The following is a 9,722-nucleotide window of genomic DNA, read 5'->3' on the forward strand; positions in this document are numbered from 1 at the left end:
TCCAATGGCATGGTTTATCCGACCCTGTTTTCGTGGAGACCTGTTCTTGTGCGCGGACGTACTCCCATTGTGGTAATTCCGGCCCGCGTACGAAACAGATTGTGAACCTGCAATGCGGTGCATCGGTCCTGCTGGGCCGTAACGCTGTGTGCAGCTGTAGCCTGCCTTGCGTGAGGCGGGTGGATCAGGGAACTACAGGAAACGGCCCCGGCCAGGGCGGTTTCCTGATCGCCCTTTGAAACCCGTTTTGCAAAAGAGGCTAAAGAAACGGACGGACTGTGGTGGAAATCACCTAGGCTGTCCTGACGGGGCAGAAAAAGGATTGCAGTGCGGACTAAGTGGCAATCGGGTAGCGCGGACAGGCAACGCCGCGCCGGAGGGCTGAAAGGGAAACCGCCTCTATCGGCAACGAGGGGTGTGCTCCGGGGAAATCCAACCCGTACCTAAGCCGTAAGATTTACTTTTTTTGCCGCCGCCGGCTTAGCGAGGAAACACATGGCAGAGGAGAGCCCCAGGGGCGCTCCTCGTGGAGGTTTTTTTGAAAAAAACAAAGAAGGGAAAGGCGAAGGCCTCTTCCCCTTATCGTTGGGCCCTTACGGTCTTTCTGATGGCGGTGGTCCTCTCCGCCGTGCTGAGTCTTGCGTCGGAGTCGATGCTGGAGGGCGCGGGCGTGACCGCCGCTCTTTTGATGTTGGTGCTGTTCATCAGCTTGGGCATTCTCTTCGACATTGTCGGCGTGGCGGTGACGGCGGCGGATCCAAAGCCCTTTCACGCCATGGCCGCGCATAAGGAGAAGGGGGCGAAGCAGTCGTTGATGCTGCTGCGGAATGCCGGACGGGTCTCCAGCGTCTGCAACGATGTGGTGGGAGATATCTGCGGCATTGTCAGCGGCGCCACCGGCGCGGTGATTGTCACCCAGCTTCAGCAGGCGCTGAATCTGCGGACGGTGCTGATTTCCGTGACGGTTACCGCCCTGGTCTCCGGCCTGACCATCGGCGGAAAAGCCCTGGGCAAGACGGTTGCCATTAAGAAAAGCACGCAGGTGGTTTACTGGTCCGGCCGGTTTTTGTATCTCTTCCACCGATGAGGCTTGAAAAGGAGGCCCTATGCTGCTGGAATCCATCCATTCTCCAGCCGACGTCAGAGCGCTGCCAGCTGGACAGCTCCCCCAGCTCTGTCAGGAGCTGAGGGAGTTTCTTGTACAAAGCGTCTCGGAGACCGGGGGACACCTGGCCTCCAATTTGGGGACGGTGGAGCTGACGGTGGCGATTCACCGGGTCTTTGACACGGAGCGGGACCGTCTGGTCTTCGATGTGGGACACCAGTGCTACATTCACAAAATGCTGACAGGCCGGTGGGAGAGATTTTCAACCCTCCGCCAGCTGGATGGACTCTCCGGCTTCCCAAAGCCCCGGGAGAGCGTGCATGACGCCTTCATCGCCGGACACGCCTCCAACTCCGTTTCCGTGGCGCTGGGCATGGCCCGCGCGCGGACGCTGCGGAAGGAGGATTACAGTGTTCTGGCCCTGATCGGAGACGGAGCCCTGACCGGCGGTTTGGCCTATGAGGGTCTGAACAACGCCGGGGCCTCCGGCGAGCCGCTGATTGTGATTTTGAATGACAACGGCATGTCCATCAACCCCAATGTAGGGGCGATCCCGTCGCATCTGGCGCGGCTACGCTCCAAGCCTGTCTACTACCATTTCAAAAAGTGGTATCGGAGCCTTTTCGGGTCCCGGCCCATGGGAAACCCTCTATACCGGTTCAACCACCGGGTGAAGACCTCGCTGAAAAAGACCCTCTGGCCAGGCAGCACCCTGTTCGAGGACATGGGTTTCACCTATCTGGGGCCCATTGACGGCCATGATCTGCCCCGGTTGTGCGATGTGCTGGGCTGGGCCAGGGAACTGAACCGCCCCGTGGTGGTTCATGTGAACACGGTCAAGGGCAAAGGGGTTCCCTTTGCGGAGCGGAATCCGGACATGTATCACGGCGTGGGCCCCTTCGATCCCGCCGCCGGCCTTTTGAAAAAGACAGGGGAGGAGAGCTTTTCCTCCGTCTTCGGCAGGGCCATGACAGACTTTGCCCGGGAGGATGGGCGGGTCTGCGCCGTCACCGCCGCCATGGCCGACGGGACCGGCCTCTCCGGATTTGCGAAGACTTTTCCGAACCGTTTTTTCGACGTGGGCATTGCCGAGGGGCACGGCGTCTCCATGGCGGCCGGCATGGCGGCCCAGGGCCTGCTGCCGGTGTTTGCCGTGTATTCCACCTTTCTCCAGCGGAGCTATGATATGCTGATCCATGACGTGGCCCTGGAGGGGCTCCACGTGGTGCTGGGCGTAGACCGGGCGGGGCTGGTGGGGGCCGACGGAGAGACCCACCACGGCTGCTTTGACGCGCTGTTCCTCTCGGAGCTGCCGGGCTTTACCGTGCTTTGCCCCTCCAACTTTTCAGAACTGCGGCAGATGCTGCGCAGGGCCCTTTTCACGCTGGACGGCCCGGCGGCGGTCCGTTACCCCAGAGGCGGAGAGGGTGCGTTTCGGGACGACACGTCGGACCGGCCGCTGGTCCGTCTCCGGGCCGGGGGGGACGTTGCGCTGCTGTCCTATGGCATATTGATCAACGAGGTGCTGGCGGCGGCGGAACTGCTGGAGCGGGAGGGAATTCAGGCGGAGGTATGGAAACTGAATCAGATTGCCCCGCTGGACCAGGTGGCCGGCTGTTTTGAAAAAACGGACATACTGTTGGTGCTGGAGGACTGCTTCGGCGCGGGCTGCGTGGGCCAGCGGGTTGCCGCCATTCTGGCGAAAGAAGGAAAGGCCCCGCAAAAGCTGATTTTAAAAAATCTGGGCGGAACCTTTGCCCCGGAGGGCAGCGTTCCTCAGCTGGAGGCACGGTTTGGCCTGGATGCCGCCGCCGTTGCCGGGGCGGTACGGGAGGCGGTAAACGTATGAGCGGGAAAACAAGGCTGGATGTGCTGCTGGTGGACCAGGGGCTGGAGGAGAGCCGCCAGCGGGCCCAGGCGGTGATTATGAGCGGGCAGGTTTTCGTGGACGGCCGCCGGGTGGACAAGCCCGGCACGGCTGTGGCGGAGGACGCGCGGATCGAAATCCGCGGGGACAAGCTGCCCTATGTCAGCCGGGGCGGGCTGAAGCTGGAGAAGGCCATGCGGACATACCCCATCTGCCTGAAGAACGCGATCTGCGGCGATGTCGGCGCATCCACCGGCGGGTTTACAGATTGCATGCTCCAAAACGGCGCATCGAAGGTCTACGCCGTGGACGTAGGACGGGGCCAGCTGGCCTGGAAGCTGCGGAACGACCCCAGAGTCGTCTGTCTGGAGCGCACCAACGCCCGGTATCTCAGCCGGGAGCAGATTCCGGAGGCGCTGCGCTTTGCCTCCGTGGACGTCAGCTTCATCTCGCTTGCCTTGATTCTGCCGCCGCTTTCGGCGCTGCTGGAGGAGGGCGGACAGGTGGTTTCCCTGGTGAAGCCCCAGTTTGAGGCGGGACGGGAGAAGGTGGGAAAGAAGGGCGTGGTCCGGGACCCCGCCGTCCATCTGGAAGTGCTGGAGCGCTTTCTGGTCCACGCGAAGGCGGCGGGACTTTCCGTTCAGGGACTGACGTATTCCCCCATCCGGGGACCGGAGGGGAATATCGAGTACCTGGGCTGGCTGCAAAAGGGCGGCGGAGCGGATGCGGATTTTGATTTGAGGGCCCTGGTAGAGGAGTCCCACCAGATTTTGCGGGAGCACGGAGAGGGGGAGAGCCTGTGAATCCCAAGAAAATCATTCTCTGCCCAAACCCAAACCGGGACCAGGGCATGAAAACCACCCGGGCTGCGGAGGCGATTCTGCGGGACCTCGGCTTTCAGACGGTGGTCTGTTCTCCCTTCCGGGACCGGAAGGAGGGGGCCTTTGCCGACTATGATGTAAAGCCTCTGCCCCAGGAGCTTCGGGGGGCGGACCTGTTGATCACCTTCGGGGGCGACGGCACCATTCTCCACCTTGCCAAGCTGGCGGCTTTGCATAAAATGCCGGTGCTGGGCGTGAATATGGGGGGATTGGGCTTTGTCGCCGAGCTGGAGGCCGGGGAGCTGGAGCTTCTGCGGAAGCTGAAGGACTGGCAGTTCGAGATGGAGCAGCGGATGATGCTGGATGTCTCCGTCTTCCGGGACGGACGGCAGATTTACACAAATCTGGGCTTGAACGAGGCCGTCATCCGGGAGGGCCCCATCTCCCACGTCATCCACCTGAAGATTTCCTCCGACGGCCGGCACCTGGCGGACATCGCCGGAGACGGCGTCATTGTCGCCACGCCTACGGGGTCCACGGCCTACTCGCTCTCCGCCGGGGGGCCAGTGGTGGAGCCGGTGGCCCAGACGATGGTGGTCTGTCCCATCTGCATTCACAACATGCGTTTTTCCTCCTACGTTCTCAGCCCCGAGCACACGCTGACGGTGGAACTGGAGCGCAACGGCAGAAAGCCGGTTTACCTGTTTGTGGATGAGAGCCGGGCCTTTGCCCTGCGGGCCGACGACAAGGTGCTGGTTCGCCGCTCCCGGTATGTGACCAGGCTGGTGCGGCTGACGGAGCGGAGTTTTTGTGAGATTTTCGCGCAGAAGATGCTGCCGGGAGGGCTGGAAGGATGAAGAATAGCCGTCAGGCCATGATTTTGGAGATCATTTCCCAGGAAAACATCGAGACGCAGGAGCAGCTGCTGAGCCGCCTCCGGGACCGGGACATCCAATGTACCCAGGCTACTATTTCCAGGGACATTAAACAGATGCACCTCATCAAGGAGCCGGTGGGCCAGGGCGTGTACAAATACGCGGTCTCCGGCAACCGGACAAAGCTGAATCTGGCGGAAAAGCTGCGGACCATTTTCCGGGAGTGCATCGTCAGCATTGACTATGCCCAGAACATCGTCGTGGTGAAGACCATGCCGGGCCTTGCCAACGGAGCTTGTTCCGCCCTGGACAATATGGATATGGCGGATATCGTGGGGTCCCTGGCGGGGGACGATACGGCGTTTCTGGTCATGCGGAGCACGGAGTCGGCGGAGCTTCTCTGCCAGGAGATCAAAGATATGCTGTAAAAAGGGAGGCTGCCATGCTGGAGCTTCTGCACATTGAAAATATCGCGGTCATCGAGGAGGCGGACATCCAGTTTCGCCCCGGATTCAACGCCCTCACCGGTGAAACCGGAGCGGGCAAATCCATTGTGATTGACGCCATGGGGGCCGTTCTGGGCGGGCGGACTTCCCGGGACCTGATCCGCACCGGGGCCGCCAAGGCCTTTGTCAGCGCGGAGTTCTCGGAGGTGCCGCCGGACCTGCCGGGGCTGCTGGAGAATGGATTTTCCCCTGACGAGGATGGAAATCTGCTGCTGCAAAGAGAGATTTCCAGCGAGGGCAAGAATGCCTGCCGGGTGAACGGGCGGCCCATCACCGTGGCACAGCTCCGGCAGATCGGCGGGGAGCTTTTGAATATTCATGGCCAGCACGACGGCGCACAGCTTCTGGACGAAGAGCTGCACGGGGCCTATCTGGACCGTTTCGGCCAGACGGAAGGGCCTTTGGAGGCGTACAAAACCGCCTACGCCGTCCTTGCGAACCTGCGGGACCAGATTCGCGCCCTGCAAATGGACGAGGCGGAGAAGGCCCGCCGGATAGACAGCCTCCGTTTTCAGATCGAAGAGCTGGAACGGGCGGAGCTTCGCTCCGGCGAGGAGGAGGAGCTGGAGCAGAAAAGAAACCTGCTGCGGAATGGGGAGAAATATCTCTCCGCCCTCTCCGGCGCGGATTACAGCCTTTCCGGCGACGATGAGAGCGCCGGGGCGGTGAATCAGCTCCGGGACGCGGAGGAGGCTCTTTCCGGTGTCCGGAATCTGGACGGAGAGCTCAGCGAGGTGTACAGGCGTCTGGGCGCCTTACGCAGCGAGGCCTATGATTTGGCGGAGACCGTCCGGGACCTGCGGGAGGCCTTTGATTTCTCGCCGGAGGAGCTGGACGCGGCGGAGAGCCGGGCGGATCAGCTCTACCGCCTGAAAAAGAAGTATGGCGCCACAGTGGAGGATATGATCGCCTATCTGGAACAGCGTCGGGCGGAGCTGGACGCCATCGAGACGGCGGACGACACGCTGATTCTGCTGGAACAAAAGCGGAAGAAAGCGGAGCAGGCGGTCCAGACGGCGGGAGGAGCGCTGACGGCGGCCCGGAAACAAGCGGCGGCAGAGCTGGAAACCCGGATTCAGAAGGAGCTGCGGGACCTGGATATGAACCGGGTGCGGTTTTCCATCGCTTTTGAAGAAAAAGAGCCGTCCCCCGACGGCTGCGATATGGTTCGCTTCCTCATGTCCGCCAACGCCGGGGAGGATTTGAAGCCCATCGCGAAAATAGCCTCCGGCGGCGAGCTGGCTCGGATCATGCTGGCGCTGAAAAACGTGCTGGCGGAGCAGGAGGCCATCGGCACCCTGGTTTTTGACGAGGTGGACACCGGCGTCTCCGGACGGGCGGCGCAGAAGGTGGCGGAAAAGCTGGCCCAGGTCAGCCGGAGAAAGCAGGTTCTCTGCGTCACCCATCTGCCCCAGCTGGCGGCCATGGCGGATACGCATTTCTCCGTGGAAAAAGGCGAACACAAGGGGAGAACCTTTACACAGGTTGTGCTGCTGGACCGGGAACGCCGGAAGGCGGAGCTGGCCCGGATTACCGGCGGCGCGAAGGTCACGGACGCGCTTTTAGCCAGCGCTGGAGAACTGCTGGACGCGGCGGAGACATACCGGAGGACGTTATCCTGACCCTGCGGACGTACCGGCGGCAAATCCGCCGGTGCGTTTTGCTGGAGAGGGCGGTTTGTTCTGCGGGGGACTCCAAGCACAGCGGGCAGGAAAGCGGCACGCCGTCCCTTGGGCACAAGGTTCTTGCCCCAGGCCGGTTTTTATGATATACTGAACAGGTATTCATTCAGGAACGGAGGGACCGCCATGAAATCCAAAGCCGCGGTGAAGCGCATCATTGAGACTTTAAAGGGCATTTACCCGGAAGGGCTCTGCTCTTTGCAGTATAAGAAGGACTACGAGCTTCTTTTTGCCGTGCGGCTCTCCGCCCAGTGTACGGACCAGCGGGTGAACCAGGTGACGCCGGCTCTCTACGCCCGCTTTCCCACGCTCCGGAGCTTCGCGGAGGCGGACCCGAAGGAGGTGGGGGAGTACATACATTCCTGCGGCTTCTATAACGGCAAGGCCAGGGACATCGTTCTCTGCGCCCAGCGGCTGCTGTCGGATTTCGGCGGCAAGGTTCCCGGCACCATGGAGGAGTTGACCAGCCTTCCGGGAGTAGGCCGGAAGACGGCCAACCTGATTCTGGGAGACGTTTATCAGCAGCCCGCTTATGTCTGCGACACCCACTGCATCCGCATTACCGGCCGTTTGGGGCTGACGGACGGGTCCAAGGACCCGATTCAAGTGGAGCGGCAGCTGCGGGAGGTTCTCCCTCCAAAGGAGTCCTCTGATTTCTGCCACCGGATGGTGCTCTTTGGTCGGGATACCTGTACCGCCCGGAGTCCAAAGTGCCAGGACTGCCCCTTGGTGAAGGACTGCGCCGCCGCGAAGGCAGCAAAATAGAAAATCCGGTGCCTGTGCATGCCGCACAGGCACTTTTTTGCTCCTGGCCTCATATACTGGCCTGAAGACCGCAAAGGAGGAAGCGATATGGACGAGAAAACGGCCCAGATGGCCGAACAGCTCCGAAAGAATCCGGCGATGCTGAAATCGCTGATGCAGTCCCGGGATGGACAGACGCTGATGCAGATGCTGACCCAGGGCGACCGGGGAGCCGGTTTGCAGCGGGCGGTTCAGTCCGCCGCCAAGGGCGATACCACGGCCATGGTTCAGATGGTAAACCAGATCATGCAGAGCCAGGAGGGCGCCGAGCTGGTGGAGCGCATCAACAAAGCCGTTCAGAGGTAATGGGGAAGGGGGTTGGTCCGTATGGCGGAATTTGATGAGAAACTGAACAGCATACTGTCCAACCCGGACGCCATGTCTCAGATCATGCAGCTGGCCCAGTCCTTGGGGGGAGGAGGACCACAACAGAGTGAAAGTCCTCCGCCTCCCGCCCCGCCTCCGCCTTCCGGAGGCGGGGGAGACCTGCTGTCTTCTCTGGCCGGAGGGCTGGACCCCAAGCTGATTTCCCGGTTTCTGCCCTTGATTCAGGAGCTGGGGGGGCAGAGGGATTCCAATGCCCGCAACCTGCTTTACGCGCTGCGGCCCTATTTAAAAAGCGACCGGCAGGAGAAAATTGAGCGGGCCCTTCAGCTGGCGAGGCTGTTCCACCTGGGGAAGAAATTCCTGTCGGGATGGGAGGGCTGAGGCATGTATAACCGCTACATCCGCAATGACAATGGTTCTTACACCCGTATTCCGGAAGAAACGTTCTCCGGCGGCCCGTCCCCTGGAGGGCCGCCCCCCGGAGGACCACCTCCTGGAGGACCACCTTCTGGAGGACCACCTCCTGGAGGACCGCCTTCTGGAGAACCGCCCCCCGGAGGACCATCTCCTGGAGGACCGCCCCCCGAAGGACCATCTTCTGGAGGACCGCCCCCTGGAGGGCCGCCTCCCGGTGGGCCGTTTCATGGAGGATCATCTGCTGGAGGGCCGCCTCCCGGAAATCACACGCACGGCGGCCAGCGATACAATGGTCCGGCCTCCGGCGGGCGGGCGCAGGATGGGCTTACCGGCTTCCTGCGGCACCTGTTGGATCAGCTCCACATGGATCATGTGGACACGGGGGACCTTCTTTTGCTGGTGCTGCTGTTCTTTCTTTTTCGAGAGGACGCGGATGAGGAGCTGCTGGTGGCCTTGGGACTGCTGTTGATTTTGTAAGACAGGAACAAAAAAAGGACGGGAGTTCTCCCGTCCTTTTACTCCGCTTACTCCACGGGTTCCGCTGCCTCTTCGTCCAGAAGCACCGTGCCGTCCGGCAGGGTGAAGCGGGAGGCGTCATACTCTGTCTGGTCCACATAGAGGGATGTCATCCGATAGACGGTCTCCTCTCCCAGCAGCCGCTCCGCCTGGACAAGCAGGCCGTTTTCTACGCTGACCCAGTAGCGGGAGACGTAGCCCGCCGGGTCTGTCCCCGTTTCCACGTAGATGCAGGTGAGGGCGTCCAAGGACCGGTAGTCCGCCAGAAGAATCTCCTCCGCCGGAAGGGCCAAAATGTCCTCATACGTGGGGATGGACTGCTCCACATCGGCGGAGAATTCTCCCGCCGGGACGGCGGCGACTTCGGCGCCGCTCTCATAGCCGTACCAGATATAGGTTTTTTCACCATTGGTGATGCTGATGCGGGTCTGCCCGTCCGGCAGGCTCCGGTCCACCCGGGTCCAGGGGGCCCGGACGATGGTATAGAGCTCCTGCGTTCCGCTGCCGCCGCTCCAGAAGTATTCAATGGTTACGCTGCGTCCATAGCACTCCGGCCTGGACAGGCTGGAGATGGCGGCCTGGACGGTTTTCGGAGTGATCTCCACGACGGTCAGCGCGCTGGAGCCGGGGCCGCCGTCCTCCGCAGAGGGATCCCTGGGGAGATCGGAGGAAGGCAGGGTGATGTGAGCGGTACGGCTGCTGAGGCTGCCGCCCAGCATCAGCGCCAGAATCAATATGGAGAGAGCCAGCACGGCCCAGGTGATCCAGTTCAGCTTCCGTTTGTCCATAGGCGGCGGTTCAG

10 protein-coding genes and 1 pseudogene are annotated in these 9,722 nt (G+C 61.7%); 9 read left to right on the forward strand and 2 right to left on the reverse strand.

The genetic code is table 11. The features are described from left to right. The first annotated feature begins 538 nt into the window (after positions 1–538). From QZ329_RS05785 to QZ329_RS05825, 9 genes are all read left to right on the forward strand, one after another. On the forward strand, positions 539–1,087 hold the full coding sequence (locus QZ329_RS05785) for a CNNM domain-containing protein (protein WP_295749481.1): 549 nt from the start codon (positions 539–541) through the stop codon (positions 1,085–1,087). A 19-nt stretch (positions 1,088–1,106) separates the two neighbouring features. Then, positions 1,107–2,954 (forward strand): 1-deoxy-D-xylulose-5-phosphate synthase, encoded by a 1,848-nt coding sequence (gene dxs, locus QZ329_RS05790; RefSeq protein WP_295749484.1) that lies wholly within the window; start codon positions 1,107–1,109, stop codon positions 2,952–2,954. Continuing rightward, entirely contained in the window at positions 2,951–3,775 is an 825-nt protein-coding gene (locus tag QZ329_RS05795; protein ID WP_295749487.1) for a TlyA family RNA methyltransferase, read from the forward strand. Before dxs ends, QZ329_RS05795 begins: the two co-directional genes overlap by 4 nt. After that, positions 3,772–4,650 (forward strand): NAD(+)/NADH kinase, encoded by an 879-nt coding sequence (locus tag QZ329_RS05800; RefSeq protein ID WP_295749490.1) that lies wholly within the window; start codon positions 3,772–3,774, stop codon positions 4,648–4,650. The genes QZ329_RS05795 and QZ329_RS05800 overlap by 4 nt, the downstream gene beginning before the upstream one ends. Then, positions 4,647–5,096: an arginine repressor gene (gene argR, locus QZ329_RS05805; RefSeq protein ID WP_295749493.1), complete on the forward strand. Its 450-nt coding sequence runs from the start codon at positions 4,647–4,649 to the stop codon at positions 5,094–5,096. The genes QZ329_RS05800 and argR overlap by 4 nt, the downstream gene beginning before the upstream one ends. 14 nt (positions 5,097–5,110) lie before the next feature. Further along, complete coding sequence (recN, locus tag QZ329_RS05810; RefSeq protein WP_295749496.1) at positions 5,111–6,796, forward strand: DNA repair protein RecN; 1,686 nt, start codon at positions 5,111–5,113, stop codon at positions 6,794–6,796. A 186-nt stretch (positions 6,797–6,982) separates the two neighbouring features. After that, the gene (gene nth / locus QZ329_RS05815) at positions 6,983–7,621 is read left to right on the forward strand and encodes an endonuclease III (RefSeq protein ID WP_295749498.1); all 639 of its coding nucleotides are present in this window, start codon (positions 6,983–6,985) and stop codon (positions 7,619–7,621) included. 87 nt (positions 7,622–7,708) lie between these two features. Next, the gene (locus QZ329_RS05820) at positions 7,709–7,966 is read left to right on the forward strand and encodes a hypothetical protein (protein ID WP_295749502.1); all 258 of its coding nucleotides are present in this window, start codon (positions 7,709–7,711) and stop codon (positions 7,964–7,966) included. Between the two features lie 21 nt (positions 7,967–7,987). Continuing rightward, a complete protein-coding gene (locus QZ329_RS05825) occupies positions 7,988–8,368 on the forward strand; it encodes a hypothetical protein (protein WP_295749504.1) in 381 nt (126 codons plus the stop codon). 124 nt (positions 8,369–8,492) lie between these two features. Here the strand turns inward: QZ329_RS05825 and QZ329_RS15595 are convergent. Both QZ329_RS15595 and QZ329_RS05835 read right to left on the reverse strand, forming a co-directional pair. Next, a pseudogene (locus QZ329_RS15595) lies at positions 8,493–8,642 on the reverse strand (pentapeptide repeat-containing protein); the annotation flags it as partial. A 286-nt stretch (positions 8,643–8,928) separates the two neighbouring features. Further along, positions 8,929–9,722, reverse strand: a 794-nt coding sequence (locus QZ329_RS05835; RefSeq protein ID WP_295749511.1) for a hypothetical protein, incomplete at its 5' end; no start/stop codon positions are given.

This window comes from uncultured Oscillibacter sp. (genome assembly GCF_910579365.1).
GTDB lineage: Bacteria > Bacillota > Clostridia > Oscillospirales > Oscillospiraceae > Oscillibacter.

Bases quoted from the DNA above. Each gene is read 5' to 3' on its own strand.
- dxs (WP_295749484.1), top strand. From the start codon at position 1,107: ATGCTGCTGGAATCCATCCATTCTCCAGCCGACGTCAGAGCGCTGCCA.
- QZ329_RS05820 (WP_295749502.1), top strand. From the start codon at position 7,709: ATGGACGAGAAAACGGCCCAGATGGCCGAACAGCTCCGAAAGAATCCG.
- nth (WP_295749498.1), top strand. From the start codon at position 6,983: ATGAAATCCAAAGCCGCGGTGAAGCGCATCATTGAGACTTTAAAGGGC.
- recN (WP_295749496.1), top strand. From the start codon at position 5,111: ATGCTGGAGCTTCTGCACATTGAAAATATCGCGGTCATCGAGGAGGCG.
- QZ329_RS05795 (WP_295749487.1), top strand. From the start codon at position 2,951: ATGAGCGGGAAAACAAGGCTGGATGTGCTGCTGGTGGACCAGGGGCTG.
- QZ329_RS05825 (WP_295749504.1), top strand. From the start codon at position 7,988: ATGGCGGAATTTGATGAGAAACTGAACAGCATACTGTCCAACCCGGAC.
- argR (WP_295749493.1), top strand. From the start codon at position 4,647: ATGAAGAATAGCCGTCAGGCCATGATTTTGGAGATCATTTCCCAGGAA.